The following is a 15,220-nucleotide window of genomic DNA, read 5'->3' as shown; positions in this document are numbered from 1 at the left end:
GTGGCCGTGTCGGGAAACGGCTGCTGAGTTCACCCGAGATTTTTTATATGTACACAAGTTGTACAGTACCATACCGACGAATGGTCGAACAGATCGGCGTACAGCTCCCGGTTTTGGCACTGACGAGCCATACCGACACAGTTTCGGATCTGATTGCGTGACGGACAACGATTCCGGGTCGATGCGACCCCCGGCGCAATCGGGGTCGTCCGCTCGCCCGCCGTGTAAGCCGCCGCTCGAACTCATCGAACTAGACGGCGAGTGGGTGGTCCGCGAGTATCACCGTAACCGAAACGATGCCTCGGTCTTTTCGACCCACAACCGCCGAATCGACGCGATGCGGGCGGCCAAAGAACGGATGGACGCGAACCGCCATCCGTGTCTCCTGCGGTGGGACGCCTCGGACATCGTCGGCGACATCTACTGGAACGAACTGTTCGAGTGTCTGCAGGTGAAACGCAGTCCGATGCTCGATGCCTGGGTCGTCGTTCCCGAACGCGATGCTGTTGTATTCCACGTGGACGACGACCTGGAAACCGCCTGTGACACCGCGAAAGCAATACAGCGAGCGTTCGATTTCAAACGGCTCGACCTCCAGGCGGGCGGGGAGACGAAGCAGTCGACCGACCACCGCTTTATCCGACACGACATCGCAGAGTCGGGGGTCCGGTATCGGCGGGACAGACTGTCCGAACCCTCTGACGAGTCTGTGTCGGACGACGGCGACGGGACCGAAGACGAACCGCCACCGGCAGAGATCGGGTCGATGACGACGACGAGTACCCTGATGGCTGCGATCCCCGACCTCACGGAACTCGACGCGATCGATACGTCCGGCTACGTCCACCGGTATCGGGGAGCATGGACGGACGGCGAGGTCGCACACATCGCGTTGCTCGACCCGGACCGCGGTGCAGAGGGACGCGCAGTCAAGCAGTTCATGGCTGCCGTCAAGAACTGGCAAACTGTGGCTGGTCTGCAGTCGGTGTCGACCATCTACGAAGTCGGTGTCAGCCCGAGTGCCTGGATCGCGTACCGTGCCGGCAACGGGTCGGTCGAACAGTACTGTTCCTCACTCTCGCTCGATGCCCGATTACAGGTGGTAGACGACGTTGCGGTGGCGGCGGCTGCCGCCGCGCGAAACGATGCGTACGCGACAGCGATTCGCCCGGATTCGGTTCGGATTCGTTCGCGTGACGACCGCGTCCGTGCGGCCCTCGCCGGGTGGGGTATCGAACGTGCCGTGGCAAGCGCATTCGACGACACCAGCGCCACGCCTTACACTGCGCCGGAACAGCTATCCGGGACTATCGAACGGACGACGCCGGTGTACCAGCTCGGTGCCGTCGCATACCGGCTGCTCTGTGAGCGGAAACCGTTCAGCGGGGAGCGTGACCTCGCCAGTGCGATTCAGAACGCTGCGCTCCGGACCCCCAGTTCTGGCACTGCCCTTCCTGCACGCGTCGATACGGTTCTGCAGCGTGCGATGGATCCCGACCCGGGACAGCGCTACGACAGCCCGACGACGTTCTCGACGCGGCTTTCGGAGGTCCTGTCCTGAGACAACGGGACACCGACCCGGTCGCCTGAGCAGAAGACCTATTTTTCGGACACGCCTCGACCCGAGTATGACCGAGGTCGACCTCGCGTTCGACGAGCAGGCGTACATCCCGGCCGTCGCTCAGGACGCCGACACCGGCGAGGTACTCATGCTTGCCTACGTCACCGAAGAAGCGCTCCGGAAGACCCGCGAAACGGGGGAGGCCCACTACTACTCCCGGAGCCGCGACGAACTCTGGCACAAGGGAGCCACGAGCGGCCACACGCAGGCCGTCGAGGAGGTGCGGGTCGACTGCGACGGGGACGCGCTCCTGTACGTCGTCGACCAGACCGGCGGGGCCTGCCACACCGGCTACGAGTCCTGTTTCCACCGCACCGTCGACGGCGAGACGGTCGGCGAACAGGTGTTCGACCCCGACGACGTGTACTGATGGCTCAGTCAGATACTGATATCGAGGCCAGCGCGGGAACGCCCGATGCCGTGGCGCGCCTCGAACGGGCCGCTGAGGCACACGAACGAGCACGGGAACGCGTCGAGGCAATCGGCGCGGACGCCCTGCGTGACTGCCGGGACATCTACAGCGAACTCCAGACGCTGCTTGAGCGCTACGACGGCCGAGCGACCGGCGGCGGCGACTTCGAGGCGTTCATGGAGTTCCAGGGCCGCGTCGGGACGCTGACCGACGACCTCCCCGAGGACCTGCCCGAGCGCGATACCTTCGAAGAAATCGATGACTTCCTCCAGCAGCGCCGGCTCACCGAGAGCGACTTCGAGCAGGCCCGCGAGATGCTGTCGCCCATCGGCGACCTCGTTGGCAGACTCGACGAACTCGACGAGGCGCGCGAACAGTACAAGAAGGCCCGGACCGACGCCGGCCGTCGGCGTGGGGAACTGGGCGACCGAATCGACGACCTCGAACGGCTCCAGCGGCTCGGGGACGCCGACCTCGACGCGCCGGTCGAACACCTCCGGGACCCTATCCAGCACTACAACGACGCCGTCACCGAGGCCTTCCGAGACTTCCGAACTGACACGCCGGCCCGCGAGGCACTGGCGGTCATCGAGCGGGCGGACGCGTACCCGTTGGTCGAGTTCCAGTCCCCGCCCACAGAACTCCTGACGTACGTCCGCGAGCACGACGCCGGCCGGGAGCCGATTCCGAAATTACTCGAATACGCCGACTACTCCGCCTCGAAACTGGACCACTACGTCGACGACGCGGCGGCGCTCCGCAGTGCTGTCGCCACGCGGCGGACCTACCTTCGCCGGCTCGATGCCGAGCCGGTACGGATCGACTGGCCGCCGCCATCGGCCGACGCCCTGCCGTGGTACTGCCGGGAGTACCGTTCGGTCGTCGCCCGCTTCGCCGATGAGTCCGTCGTCGCGGCGCTGCGGGAGGTGCGGAGACTCGCGGAGCGGGAGGACTACGAGCGGCTCCGCGAGAGCGCCGTCGCTCGGTCAGAGCTCACAGAAACCGAACGTGAGCGACTGGCGAGCGGTGCTGTCGAAGACGAACTGTCGGCTGCCCGCGAGGCCCGCGCAGCTATCGGGGACGCGCTGGACACCTATTCGTCGCTGTAGATATCCGTTCGCTGGGTCGCCCGGCTGACCATCGTCTCCGCGAGTTCCTCGGCGCGGTCGAGCGTGCGCGCCTCGGCGTAGACGCGGACGACAGGCTCCGTCCCGGACGGTCGGGCCAGCACCCAGCCGTCGCCGTAGTCGAGTCGGTAGCCGTCCGTCGTATCGAGGTCGGCCGTCGCGTCGTTCGCGTGGGATTCGATGCCTTCGAGCATCGCCTCGCGCTCGTCTTCGGTCTCGTATTCGAGGTTGCGCCGGACGTTGTAGTAGTCGTCGTAGTCCGCGGCCACCTCGCTCGCGGGCCGCTCGGCGACGAGTTCGAGGAACTTGGCGGCGGTGAACGCGCCGTCCCGTGCGATGCGGTAGTCCGGAAAGAGGATGCCGCCGTTGCCCTCGCCGGCGATGGCGACGTGCGTGCCCTCGTCTTGCAGTTTGCGGATCCGGCTGACGATGTACGTCGAGCCGATGGGCGTCAGCGAGAGTGTCGCGCCGGCGTCCTCGACCACGTCGACCAGCCGCTGGGAGGCGTTGACCGCCGAGACGACGCCGTCGCCGGACTCGATTTTCGCCGCCGCGAGTGCGGCCAGCGCGGCGTCGCCCTCGATGTGTGTGCCGGTCTCGTCGACGAACATCCCGCGGTCGGCGTCGCCGTCGTGGGCGAACCCGAGGTCGGCATCGGTCGCGCGGACGAACGCCCGCAGGTCTTCGAGGTTCTCGGCGACGGGTTCGGGGTCGCGGCCGGGGAAGTGGCCGTCGGGCTGGGTGTTGACGGTATGGACCTCACAGCCGAGTTCGCGGAACAGGTCGGGGCTCGTCAGCGAGCCAGCACCGTGGCCGGGGTCGATAACGACAGTGAGGTCGGCGTCTGCGATGCGGTCGCGGTCGACGGCGGAAAGGACCTGCTCGCGGTATCGGCGGCGGGCGCTGGCGATATCGTTGTCGGAGCCGACGGTCTCCCAGTTCGCGTAGGTCGGGGTGTCGTCCCGGAGCGACTGCTCGACGCGGTCGAGCGTGTCCCGCGTCAGTTCGACGCCGTCCGCGCCGATGAGCTTCACACCGTTGTACGCGGCCGGGTTGTGACTCGCTGTAATCATCACGCCTGGGACCCCCTCGCGCTCACAGTAGGCCTGCAGTCCCGGTGTCGGGACGACGCCGAGGCGGTCCACGTCGAAGCTGACCCCCGTCAACCCGCTGGTCGCGGCGTTGATGAACGTCCGTCCTGTCGTCCGCGTGTCTCGGGCGATTGCGACACGGTCGTGGTTCTCACGCCAAACGTCCCCGGCGGCCTGTGCAACCCGAAGGACGTACCGCGGTGTCAGCTCATCGCCCGCGACACCCCGGACGCCGCTCGACCCGAACACTTGCATTCAGGGAACTGTGTGACGCCGAACGGCTTAGGAATGTCGCCATGCATCCGTTCGAGACGGACGTTGTGGTATCGCTCATGGCGAGGTGAGTATCGGGACACAGCGACAACAGTCCGTCCGATTCCAACAGCCATTAGCCCCACCGCCGTCCAGTGGGCGTATGGCAAACGACGACCTCATCGCGGCCTTGCGGGACGCCGACGCCGTCAAGTTCGGGGAGTTCGAGCTCTCCCACGGCGGTACGTCGAACTACTACGTCGACAAGTACGTCTTCGAGACCAACCCCGACTGTCTGGATCTCATCGCCGCGGCCTTCGCCGAGCGCATCGCCGAGTGGGACACGGACGCCACGCTGGCCGGTGTCGCCCTCGGCGCGGTCCCGCTTGTGGCGGTCACCAGCGTCGAGACGGGCATCCCCTACGTCATCGCCCGCAAGCAGGCCAAGGAATACGGCACGGGCAACCGCATCGAGGGCAACCTGATCGAGGGACAGGAGGTCATCATCCTCGAAGACATCGCCACGACCGGCCAGAGCGCGGTCGACGCCGCCGAGGCGCTCCGCGAGGCCGGTGCTGTCGTCAACCGCGTACTCGTGGTCGTCGACCGTGAGGAAGGGGCCAGCGAAAACCTCGCCGACCACGACCTCGAACTCTCGTCGCTTGTGACCGCGTCGGACCTGCTTGCCGACGCGCCCGACGACATCGACGTGTAGCGCTGGCCAAGTCGTCTTCGCCCCTGTGCGGCCGGGACACAGCACCGATGTGTTCTTGACGGTGGAATCGCTAGAATACGCCGTAATGGCTAACCTCGAACTCTACGAACTCGAAGGCTGTCCGTACTGCGCGAAGGTAATCAAGAAGCTCGACGAGCTCGGCCTGGACTACGAATCCCACATGGTCCCGCGGTCCCACGACGAACGGACCGAAGTCAAGGAGGTTTCGGGCCAGACCGGTGTCCCTGTCCTCGTCGACAAGGACAACGGTATCGACGCGATGCCCGAATCCGACGACATCGTCGAGTACCTCGAAGAGACGTACGGGCAGTAGGCCAAGCGGTGCGACGTTTCGCTTTTCATCGTCTTTTGCTGCGATAGTGCTACCGCTGTTGGCGTGTGCAGCAACACCTTTAGTACTACACAAATTCAAAAGTACAACACCACATGTCAAGTAATACTTCTGACCCATCCGTAGTACGCATCTCACAGAAAGGGCAGGCGACGATTCCGAAGCCGCTCCGGGAGAAGTTCGACATCGAAACGCCGGGCGAGGTGTTCATATACGAGGACGGTGGCCGCATCATCATCGAACCCGTTCCGGACCTCGAAGCCCTCCACGGAATCCACGCCGGTGACCACGACCCCGGCGAGATACTGGCGAAAGTCGAGGCCGAAAAGGACGCAGCGAAACAGCGCGACCAGCGGCGGATGGAAGACCTCCGGCCATCTGAGAAATGAGTTCGACATATGTCTTCGACACCGAAGCCCTCATCGCCTTTCTCTACAATGAGTCCGGACACGAACGGGTCGGGACGCTGTTGACTGACGTTCAGTCGGGAGACGCCAACGGCCTGCTCGCAACGGCGAACGCTACCGAGGTCTATTATCTCGTCGCTCGGTTCGAAGGGACAGCCGATGACACGCCGACGACAGCATCGCTGCGGACAGCTGACCGGGATATTCGGACACTGGAACGGAACGGTCTCAGTATTGAACAGGCACAGTGGCGACTTGCCGGGGAAGTGAAAAGTCACGGCACTGTTTCGTTAGCCGACGCCTGTGCTGTGGCGCTGGCTCACGAGCGCAATGCCACGCTCGTCGCTGGCGGTGACGATGACTTCGATGATCTGCCGCTGGATGTCGCGATTGAGCGGTTCAGAACCCACAGCGTCTAACCAGTTCAGGCTACTTCTTCGGGGTCTTCGCCACGTTCCATAATCAGGTCTCGAAGGTCAACCGCATCCTGGATGTTCTCCATCTCCTCCTTTTCGATGAGCGCGGTTCCGTCGACGGATTCGCGCCGGAGTTCGTCGACGACGTACACCGACCGGGTCCGGGTTACCTCGCCGACCGAGGACATAATGCGGGCTCGCTTCTCGGCCGTCTCGGTGAACGCCGAGTGGCCGGCGAGCACCTGCTCGTGCTGGTCCTCACTCTCGTTGACGCTCTTGAAGGGCGCGCGGTCCGTCGGGTGGACTTCGAAGCCGATACGGGTGAACACTGTCACGATCGGCTCGTCTTCCGGTGCGACATCCGGGTCCTCCGGCGTCGGCTCGTCGTCGCGGACCTCCTCGGCACCGTCGAGGACGCTGACTGGGGAGGTCAGCGGCGCGTCGAACAGGTCCTCCAGTTCGGCGGCCACCTCCACGGAGGCGTCCATCCCGTCCTCGTATTTCGAGACCGTCCGCCGGGAGACGCCCAGTTCCTTCGCCAGGCGGCCCAGCGACCAGTCGCGGTTCTCGCGCACGTCGGCGAGGATCTCGGAGTCGATGTTGACGTAGAGCCCGCCCGGGGCGGCGTAGATGAGTGGCGGGACCTCCTCGACGAACAGGTCCATCGCGGTGTCGGGTGACAGCACGGGGACGCCGTGCCGGAAGTAGACGACGCCTGGTTTCAGCTCCTCGTCGCGCGTTCGGAGGCCGATCACGATCGGCGTGGCATTCAGATACGTGCCCAGCCGCCGCATCTCGCCCCCGGTCTGTGCGTCGAAGGCGTCGATGTTGCCCAGTATCTTCAGGAGCAACACGTCCTCACCGCGGCGGGCTGCGATGTCGAAACTCTTCGGGCGAATCGCGCAGCGGTCGCTGACGAGGAAGCCAGCGTCTTCGAGCATCGCCATGACGTTTTCCACCAGCGCCGACCGTGACATAGTACTCTGTACCTCTACTGAGTCTAGGCTGTTCACCCATTATATGCATTGCGCCGCTCGTTGAACTCTCAGGCTCTCTCGTTCCGACAGCGTGACGAAAGGGGTTTGACCGCTTCGGGGCTACAGAGTGACGTGACTGTCGTGGGCCTCGACGATACGGACTCACGCGAGCGGGGGATGTGTACCACCTACGCCGCTGTGACCCTCGCCGAGTCGATACGAGACGCTGGGGGTGTCGTCGAGCGGCTGCTCCTCGTCCGGCTGAACCCCGCCGTCGAACACAAGACCCGCGGAAACGCGGCGCTGGCGGTGCATACGGACCTCGACGCCGACACGGCGCTGGGGCTGGTCGAGGACGTACTCGACATGGCCGAGACCGACGACCCCCAGACCAATCCCGGGGCCGTCGTGGCGGACTGCGACCCTGCGGACGTTCCGCCGCAGGTCGCAACCTTCGCCCGTGAGACGATCCAGTCCATACAGGACCCGATGGCCGCGACGACGCTTGCCGACGTGGTCGGGTTCGCCCGCTGTCAACGGGGCAACGGCCGCGGACTGGTCGGCGCACTCGCGGCGGTCGGGGCCTGGGCCGCGCTGTCGGACTGGACCTACGAACACATCGCCTACCGGGAGCGGGACCGGTGGGGCACGGAGCGGTCGGTCGATAGCGAGAGCGTCCGCGCCGCGGCCGAGGAGTACTACCCTGACGTGTGGGACACCGTCGACCGCGAATCGGGCTATCCGGTCTGTGTCCCCCGGACACCGTGTCCGATCCTCTACGGGATCCGCGGAGACGACCCTGCCGCGTGCCGTGCCGTTGCCGACGCCATCGACAGCGAACCCATCGCCCGCCGGGCGACGTTCGTGACGAACCAGGGAACCGACGTGCATCTACAGGATGCGACGCTCAGCGCGGTCACGGACGACAGCGCCTACCGCGTCACCGGTACCGTGGTCGACGCCCCCGAAACGCGGGCGGGCGGACACGTGTTCTTCACGCTCGAAGACGACGGAACGACTCTCGACTGTGCGGCCTTCGAGCCGACCAAGGGGTTCCGCGACCGGGTTCGCTCGCTCAGGTCTGGCGACCGGATCACCGCCTGCGGCGAGGTGAGCGACGGGACGCTCAAACTGGAGAAGTTCGCCGTCCGGGACCTGGTGACGACCGAGGCTGTCACGCCGGACTGTCCGGACTGTGGTCGGTCGATGAAATCCGCCGGTCGGAATCAGGGCTACCGGTGCCGGGACTGCGGGACCAGCGCCGACGGCAGAGTGGAACAGCCTGTCGAACGGGATCTGGAACGGGGCTGGTACGAGGTGCCGCCGGTCGCGCGCCGCCACATCGCGAAGCCGCTCGTCCGCGGTGGGTTTGACGCGCCCACCCACCCCGCCCGCTGAACCGATAGTGCCGTCGTGGAAAGTTGCTGCCCGTCGCTGCATTCCTCTCTGCTATCTGGTTCATCCCGATTACCGGTCAGTAAGCACCACGAATATTCCGGTAATATCGGGATATACGACTATTTAGACGACGGATAACAATATTGATACACGGTTATCCAGCGGGCATGACCAATGAGGGGCACGACGCCGAGCAGCGAAAGACGACGGACGGTGGATTCACTGAGAAACTGCTGACCGTGGAACACGAGCCGGCCGCGGGTGGCGGCGAGCGATCGATTTTGTATCCCCCTACCCTCACGAATGCTGAACTGGACGCGAACTGGCTGGCCGTTTCGTCGGACCTTCTCGTCTCCCTTGACGACGTTCAGTAGCCCTTACGCGCGATAATCGACTGGTAACAATAATAACACCTCTCGTGAACACCGACATGGACTTCGATACCCGGTCGACGAGTGAAATGACGGCAGCGAGCGACGCTGACGAGACGGCGCTGCCTGCCGTGGTGCGCTCCCGTCCCGACGGCAGTGAACGGCTCATCTGCTACGCCCCAGATGTCGAAACGACAGATGTAGAGAACCAGTGGCTCTCCGTCGATGCTGACTTTCCGGTCTCGACGTTGCTGATGCGGTAGGTCAGCTGTTTCGTCCCGTCAACGCAACCACAACGTCCTCGTCGTCCTGGAGTTCTCCCCGCTTTCTGAACTGAGTTAGCGCCGCCGTCGCCGTCGCACAGGTCGGTTCGACGTGAAACCCCGACGCAGCGAGGCGGTCGTGTTCCCGCTCCGTCGCCGCCGCGGAGACGGCGACGGCAGCCCCGTCCGTTTCCTCGATGGCCTGCCGGATCTGGTGACCGCGTGGCGGGTCCCGGATGTGGATGCCGTCGGCGAGGTCGTTCCTGTCGCCGCCCGTCCCATTTTGCCCGTCGGCGATGGGGCTGTACCTGGTCGCCTGCGCGCCCAGTATGCGCGGCACCGACTCCGTCCATCCGGCTTGTTCCAGTGCTCGGAACCCACGATAGAGGCCGAGGAACAGCGTTCCATGACCGAGCGGCGTCACGACGGCATCCGGAACGGTCCAGTTCCGCTGGGCGGCGATTTCGTAGGCAGCCGTCGCCGTTCCGGCGAAGAAGGCGGGGTTCCAGGCATGACTGGCGTACCAGTCCGCCCCGTTCTCGACGGCGTCGATACAGGCCGCGGTTACGGCCTCTCTACTCCCTTCGACGGGGACCACGTCGGCTCCGGTGTGTTCGATACGGCGACGCTTTGCTTCCTTCGCGCCCGCGGGGACGTATATCTCTGCGTCCAGACCCGCTCGTGCCGCGTAGGACGCGACCGCAAGCCCGGCGTTGCCAGAGGAGTCTTCGAGTACCCGGTCCGCTCCGACTTCGAGCGCCTCCGCGATGACCGTCGCCGCGCCGCGGTCCTTGAAACTCCCCGTCGGATGGAGATACTCCAGTTTGAACGCGGCGTCCCACCCGGGCGCGTCGACCAGCGGCGTCCAGCCCTCGCCGAGACTGACCCGCTTGGCCATCGGGAGGAACTCGGCGAAGTCCCAGACGCCGCTGGCCCGCGAGAATCGCGCCGGTCGCTCCTCGGGCAGTGGCTGGGTGGCGTAGTCGAGCGGTTCACCACACGAGCACCGCCAGGGTTCTTCGCGGGGGTACTCCCGGTCGCAGACTGAACAGATGCGCATGTGCCTACTGGGTAGCGGACTGGGCAAAAGCTGGCGACATTTTCGGCCGCAGTAGTCGGTGCCTGCGGCCTGGGTTGGCGGAGCCCACAGCGCGGTGGCCGGGCGGCCGCTCCGTCGGCCGCCCCGGGGAAAGGCAGGGCAGCGACCGAGCATATGCGACGCGCTGCGACGCGAGACCACCCGACGCAGTAACCGCGGTCAGTACGTATCGACGTTCGTTCCGACCGAGCAGACGTACTCGCCGGTGGCGACTTGGGGGAGCCGGCGGGCACGCCAGAACACGCCACTGGAGTCGGCGGTGATTTCCCTCTTGGGGTCGCCGAACACGTCGGTCACCTCGAACAGCGTCTCGCCGCGGGAGACACGGTCGCCGAGGTCGGGCTTGAGGTCGATGAGGCCGCCGACGGGGGAGCCGTACTGCTCGAACCCGGAGGCGCGGGTCTGTGGCCGCGCGTCGTGGTGGCCGTCGAGGAAGCCGTAATGTTTCAAGACGTTGAACACGCCCTCGACGCCCCGCTGGATTGAGGTCTCGTCCCAGCCGACACAGCCGCCGAGTTCGGGATCGATCGTCGGAACGCCCTCGTCGGGCGCGGCGCGGGCCAACTGCCCGTCGGGGCCTTTCTGGTCGAGGATGTAGCCACAGCCAAACACCTTTGCGAGTTCGAGACACTCCTCGTGGAGGCGATGTCGGGTGCCACACCGGACCCGCACCTCGTCGATCATCCGCGAAGTCGATCCCTGGTGGAGGTCGAGCACGTAGTCGGCGCTGATCGCGGCGTCGAAGGTCGCAGCAGCGATACGCTCGCTCGATGTCCCTGTTTTGTCGCCCGGATACGCTCGGTTCATCTTCGTGTCGTCGATCGGGTTGCGGTGCTCGGCGACCTGGAAGGCGTGGTAGTTCACGACGCCACAGACCAGCACCGTGCCGGACAGTTCCGTCGGGTCGAGTTGCGGGAGCGTCCGCTGGATGACGCCGACGCCGTTCAGTTCGTCGCCGTCGCTGGCGGCCTGTATGTAGAGGGTCCGCCCGTCGTCGACACCGTTGACGACGGCGACCGGTAGCCCGAACGTCGACCCGTCGCGGGTCTCACCGACCTCCAGCCGCCCCGTGTCTTTCTCACCGGGAGCGGCGGTCGCCGTACCGAAAGTAACCATTGTTCTCACGTTTGCCTTGGGAGCCTTTACTGGTTCGGATTTCAGCGGCGGTTGCGCCGGACCGACGGCGTCTTGGGGACCCCGGCCCTATCGGCGAGCGTGTCCCAGTCCGAGCCACAGAGCGGCAAAGCGGCGATGGTCGCGGCGCTGAACGTGTCCCGGAACGCGAAAATCGGGTTCGCGGTCGCCGGCCTGTTCACCGCGGGGCTGTTCGCCCTGTTCGTCCTGCCGGGGACCCAGCGGCCGATGGGGTTCTACGTGGCGCTTTCGTTCGTTCTCGCGACCTCGCTTGGCGGGCTGCTGACGGCGCTGCTCACGGCGGTGTCGGCCGTCCGTCTCGCCAGGCGTTGATACTGCCGTTCTCCTATCCTTCGGCCAGTTCTGTGAGCCGGTCGCCGCCGGTTCGAGTCCCTTTCGCGATGAGTACGTCGCCGGTCTGAATCGCCGTTTCCGGGCCTGGTGAGACGACCCAGTCCCCGCCTTCCCGACCCGTCCGCTCGCTTTCCCCGGCCCCGCGCCGTATCGCGATGATGCGCATGCCCGTCGCCGTCTTGACCGCCGCGTCACCGATGGTCGTCCCCGCGAGGTCGCTGTCGGGGTACACCGTGGTCCGAACGATGACTTCGTCGGACTCCTGGACGGCCTCAGCGACGACCGGATGGGTCGACAGCCCCCGGAGGACGCCCTCGCTCATCTCCAGTGCGGCGTCGGAGATGACTTCCGTCGAGCGGGCCAGGTGGACGAGACCCCGCAGCGACACGGGGTCGTCGATGTCCGCCGCGGCCCGGAGCGTCCACGCCTCGAACCGGGACTGCAGCGCGTCGACCTCAGCTTCGAGTTCGACGACCTCCTCGGCGACCTCCGTGCTGTCGAACAGCACCGCGCCGTAGGCCAGATCGACCGCCAGTTCACCCATGTCCTTCATCAGCACGATGGAGTCGACGGCGCGTTCGAGATCGCGGACGCTCCCCTCGCGCGGGTCCGGCGGTTCGTACACCTCGCCGGTGGCATCCCGGTATACTTCGGCGATACCGTCCTCGGGACCACGGAACAGCACCACATCGCCCGCTTCGAGGCGTGTCTCCCGGTCGGGGTTGAGCAGCCAGCTACCCTGCCGGCGGATCGCCAGCGCTCGGACGCCGGTCTCGGTTTCGAGATTGAGGCTCCCCAGCGTCTCGTCGGCCAGCGGGGAGTCCGAACGAATCGTCGCTCGCACGAGCGTCTCGACGGCTTCCGGCAGGGCCGCCCGCATCGTGTCCGGCAGGCCGATGTCCTCAAGGACTATCTTGGCGATATCGCCGGCGGCGTCGCTGATCTTCTCCGCCGCCCCCACCATCCCCAGGACGGGGGCTAGTGACTCCGCGTCCGTTGTCGACCGGCAGGCCATCAGGAGGCTCATACGTGCGCGCAGTTGGAGGACATCCATCTTCTCCTCTAGCTCCAGTACCTCCGCGGCCACGTCGTCGCTGCCCAGCAGGACGGCCGAGTACGAGAGGTCGATGAGCAACTCGGCGGTGTCTTTCATCTCGGCCAGCACCTGCTTGACGCTGACCGGTTCGTACTCGACCGTCTGGTCCATAGCGGCCGATTCGACGGCCCCGAGCAAAAACGTTCCTCACTGTGCTGGGGAGTACCATACGCCTGTTGTGACTGGCCGTTTGCATACCGAGGTGGCTGTCGCAGTGGCACACAAACCCAGATCTCCCAGGGAACATCTGGACGCTTGTCCACTCTCCGTTCCTGACATTGTGCCACACACGCTTGGAAAGAAAATGCTTTTCCCGGCAGGTAGGGAACAGATTGCGTATGTCCGACGACCTCAAGAAGGGACTCGAGGGTGTCATTGTCGCCGAGTCCGAACTCAGCGTTATCGACGGCGACGCTGGCAAACTCGTGTATCGGGGGTACACCATCGAGGACCTCGCAAAGGGGGCCAGCTACGAAGAGGTGCTGTACCTGCTCTGGCACGGCCATCTGCCGGACCGGGACGAACTCTCCGAGTTCAAGCAGGCGATGGTCGAAGCACGCGATGTGGACGACGACGTTATCTCCACCGTGCGGCAACTCGCCGAAGCCGACGAGGACCCGATGGCAGCCCTCCGGACCGCGGTGTCGATGCTCTCGGCGTTCGACCCGGCACCTGAGGACGCCGAGCCGACCGACGAGCTGGTCAACCTCGAAACTGGTCGGCGGATCACGGCCAAGATACCGACCATCATCGCCGCCTTCACTCGCATCCGCGACGGCCAGGACCCCGTCGAACCCCGCGACGATCTCGACCACGCGGCGAATTTCCTCTATATGCTCAACGGCGAGGAGCCCGACGACGTGCTGGCGGACGTGTTCGATCAGGCGCTCGTCCTCCACGCTGACCACGGCCTCAACGCCTCGACGTTCTCGGCCATCGTCACCGCGTCGACGCTGTCGGACGTTCACAGCGCGGTCACCTCCGCTATTGGGACGCTGAAAGGACCGCTCCACGGCGGGGCTAATCAGGACGTTATGGAGATGCTAAAGGAAGTAGACGACGCCGAATCCGACCCGCTCGAGTGGGTCGAGAACGCCCTCAACGAGGGCCGCCGCGTCTCCGGGTTCGGCCACCGCGTCTACAACGTCAAGGACCCGCGAGCGAAGATTCTCGGCGAGCGCTCGAAGGAACTCGGCGAGGCCGCCGGCACGCTCAAGTGGTACGAGATGTCGACCACTATCGAAGACTACCTCATGGAAGAGAAGGGCTTGGCCCCGAACGTCGACTTCTACTCCGCGTCGACGTACTACCAGATGGGCATCCCCATCGACATCTACACCCCCATCTTCGCGATGTCTCGTGTCGGTGGCTGGGTCGCCCACGTCTTCGAGTACATCGAGGACAACCGCCTGATCCGACCCCGTGCTCGCTACGTCGGTGCGAAGCCCGAAGACACGACGTTCGTGCCGCTGGACGAACGGTAAGACGCTCTGGCCGCAGCTTTTCGAAGCCTGTCCCTGTTGTATGGCCGTGAGCGCGTTTTATCGCGCGAACCGGGGAAGGGCAGGGCTGCCAGCATCCGGCGGCGAAGCCGCCGGTTCCTCGGAATCGCCGCGGGGCGGCGATTCCGGCCTTTTTCGCCCACGTTTTTCGAGGAGCCGTCTCCGCAGCGAGCGAAGCGAGCGAGGAACGGCGACGACAAAAAAGGTGGTGGACAAATGGTTTAACCTCGGCCCGAATACAGTTTGGTATGGCAGAGAAACCCCAGTCGGGAACGTTGTTCGGCGTGCCGTACAACTTCGAACGACCGAGCCTCAAGCGGTTGGTGTCGGCCTATTGGAAGCCGGGCGATGACATGCTGGTCGAGAAGCCATTCGGCATCGGCTACACGCTGAACCTGGCGAACTGGCGCTCGTGGGTCGTTCTGGCGGTCGCCGGCGTGATGCTGTATCTCGAACGCGGCGGCAGCGAGGCGGAGTTCGAATCCGAGAGCGAGGACGAACCGGTCGAAGTCGTCGTCGACTGATACGGACTGTTGTAGCGGTTTCCCGGTGTATGCCGGCCCTTGGGGCGGTACTGTCCGGGAATGATCTACAACAATCCGTATGACCGGACTTTCGACGGCTCTTTTATCG

General features: G+C 65.1%; 18 protein-coding genes. 13 read left to right on the top strand and 5 right to left on the bottom strand.

All coding sequences use genetic code 11. The features are described 5' to 3' along the window. Positions 1-157 precede the first annotated feature (157 nt). The 3 genes from NDI54_RS01815 to NDI54_RS01805 all read left to right on the top strand — a co-directional run bounded on the left by NDI54_RS01815 (position 158) and on the right by NDI54_RS01805 (position 3,142). Positions 158-1,561, top strand: a complete 1,404-nt coding sequence (locus NDI54_RS01815; protein WP_310894776.1) for a protein kinase family protein — start codon at positions 158-160, stop codon at positions 1,559-1,561. 67 nt (positions 1,562-1,628) lie between these two features. Further along, entirely contained in the window at positions 1,629-1,991 is a 363-nt protein-coding gene (gene hisI / locus NDI54_RS01810) for a phosphoribosyl-AMP cyclohydrolase (RefSeq protein WP_310894775.1), read from the top strand. Then, a complete protein-coding gene (locus NDI54_RS01805) occupies positions 1,991-3,142 on the top strand; it encodes a DUF7118 family protein (protein WP_310894774.1) in 1,152 nt (383 codons plus the stop codon). Before hisI ends, NDI54_RS01805 begins: the two co-directional genes overlap by 1 nt. Here the strand turns inward: NDI54_RS01805 and glmM are convergent. Next, positions 3,127-4,506 (bottom strand): phosphoglucosamine mutase, encoded by a 1,380-nt coding sequence (gene glmM / locus NDI54_RS01800; RefSeq protein WP_310894773.1) that lies wholly within the window; start codon positions 4,504-4,506, stop codon positions 3,127-3,129. The two genes, NDI54_RS01805 and glmM, sit on opposite strands and share 16 nt — an antisense overlap. Before the next feature lie 160 nt (positions 4,507-4,666). On the opposite strand from glmM, the gene pyrE reads away from it, so the two are divergent. The 4 genes from pyrE to NDI54_RS01780 all read left to right on the top strand — a co-directional run bounded on the left by pyrE (position 4,667) and on the right by NDI54_RS01780 (position 6,396). Then, positions 4,667-5,218 (top strand): orotate phosphoribosyltransferase, encoded by a 552-nt coding sequence (pyrE, locus tag NDI54_RS01795; protein WP_310894772.1) that lies wholly within the window; start codon positions 4,667-4,669, stop codon positions 5,216-5,218. An 85-nt stretch (positions 5,219-5,303) separates the two neighbouring features. Beyond that, positions 5,304-5,552 carry a glutathione S-transferase N-terminal domain-containing protein gene (locus NDI54_RS01790; RefSeq protein ID WP_310894771.1) on the top strand — a complete coding sequence of 83 codons (249 nt, stop codon included), beginning with the start codon at positions 5,304-5,306 and terminating at the stop codon, positions 5,550-5,552. A 113-nt stretch (positions 5,553-5,665) separates the two neighbouring features. Next, complete coding sequence (locus tag NDI54_RS01785) at positions 5,666-5,959, top strand: AbrB/MazE/SpoVT family DNA-binding domain-containing protein (protein WP_310894770.1); 294 nt, start codon at positions 5,666-5,668, stop codon at positions 5,957-5,959. Then, positions 5,956-6,396 (top strand): PIN domain-containing protein, encoded by a 441-nt coding sequence (locus tag NDI54_RS01780; RefSeq protein WP_310894769.1) that lies wholly within the window; start codon positions 5,956-5,958, stop codon positions 6,394-6,396. Before NDI54_RS01785 ends, NDI54_RS01780 begins: the two co-directional genes overlap by 4 nt. A 5-nt stretch (positions 6,397-6,401) precedes the next feature. On the opposite strand, the gene NDI54_RS01775 is transcribed toward NDI54_RS01780, so the two are convergent. Then, positions 6,402-7,370, bottom strand: coding sequence for a transcriptional regulator (locus NDI54_RS01775; RefSeq protein WP_310894768.1), 969 nt, complete (start codon positions 7,368-7,370; stop codon positions 6,402-6,404). A 132-nt stretch (positions 7,371-7,502) separates the two neighbouring features. Here NDI54_RS01775 and NDI54_RS01770 point away from each other — a divergent pair, with 132 nt between their 5' ends. The 3 genes from NDI54_RS01770 to NDI54_RS01760 all read left to right on the top strand — a co-directional run bounded on the left by NDI54_RS01770 (position 7,503) and on the right by NDI54_RS01760 (position 9,402). Then, on the top strand, positions 7,503-8,768 hold the full coding sequence (locus tag NDI54_RS01770; protein ID WP_310894767.1) for a tRNA(Ile)(2)-agmatinylcytidine synthase: 1,266 nt from the start codon (positions 7,503-7,505) through the stop codon (positions 8,766-8,768). A gap of 167 nt (positions 8,769-8,935) precedes the next feature. After that, a complete protein-coding gene (locus NDI54_RS01765; protein WP_310894766.1) occupies positions 8,936-9,142 on the top strand; it encodes a hypothetical protein in 207 nt (68 codons plus the stop codon). Positions 9,143-9,198: 56 nt separating this feature from the next. Next, complete coding sequence (locus NDI54_RS01760; RefSeq protein ID WP_310894765.1) at positions 9,199-9,402, top strand: hypothetical protein; 204 nt, start codon at positions 9,199-9,201, stop codon at positions 9,400-9,402. A 1-nt stretch (position 9,403) separates the two neighbouring features. Here NDI54_RS01760 and NDI54_RS01755 read toward each other — a convergent pair whose 3' ends face one another. Then, on the bottom strand, positions 9,404-10,462 hold the full coding sequence (locus tag NDI54_RS01755) for a pyridoxal-phosphate dependent enzyme (RefSeq protein WP_310894764.1): 1,059 nt from the start codon (positions 10,460-10,462) through the stop codon (positions 9,404-9,406). Positions 10,463-10,660: 198 nt separating this feature from the next. Then, complete coding sequence (locus NDI54_RS01750; RefSeq protein WP_310894763.1) at positions 10,661-11,617, bottom strand: succinylglutamate desuccinylase/aspartoacylase family protein; 957 nt, start codon at positions 11,615-11,617, stop codon at positions 10,661-10,663. Positions 11,618-11,716: 99 nt separating this feature from the next. On the opposite strand from NDI54_RS01750, the gene NDI54_RS01745 reads away from it, so the two are divergent. After that, positions 11,717-11,968, top strand: a complete 252-nt coding sequence (locus NDI54_RS01745) for a DUF7536 family protein (RefSeq protein ID WP_455032220.1) — start codon at positions 11,717-11,719, stop codon at positions 11,966-11,968. Between the two features lie 13 nt (positions 11,969-11,981). Here the strand turns inward: NDI54_RS01745 and NDI54_RS01740 are convergent, their stop codons facing one another. After that, positions 11,982-13,196: a potassium channel family protein gene (locus NDI54_RS01740; protein WP_310894761.1), complete on the bottom strand. Its 1,215-nt coding sequence runs from the start codon at positions 13,194-13,196 to the stop codon at positions 11,982-11,984. A 227-nt stretch (positions 13,197-13,423) separates the two neighbouring features. Between NDI54_RS01740 and citZ the strand changes: the two genes are divergently transcribed. Together citZ and NDI54_RS01730 are read left to right on the top strand one after the other, a co-directional pair. Continuing rightward, positions 13,424-14,569: a citrate synthase gene (gene citZ, locus NDI54_RS01735; protein WP_310894760.1), complete on the top strand. Its 1,146-nt coding sequence runs from the start codon at positions 13,424-13,426 to the stop codon at positions 14,567-14,569. A gap of 266 nt (positions 14,570-14,835) precedes the next feature. Beyond that, positions 14,836-15,111 (top strand): DUF5808 domain-containing protein, encoded by a 276-nt coding sequence (locus NDI54_RS01730; RefSeq protein WP_310894759.1) that lies wholly within the window; start codon positions 14,836-14,838, stop codon positions 15,109-15,111. Positions 15,112-15,220: the final 109 nt, after the last annotated feature.

The organism is Haloarcula terrestris (genome assembly GCF_031624315.1).
GTDB classification, from domain to species: Archaea; Halobacteriota; Halobacteria; order Halobacteriales; family Haloarculaceae; genus Haloarcula; species Haloarcula terrestris.
Note: the sequence above shows the minus strand (reverse complement) of the source record. Positions and strands in the feature narration are given on the sequence as shown.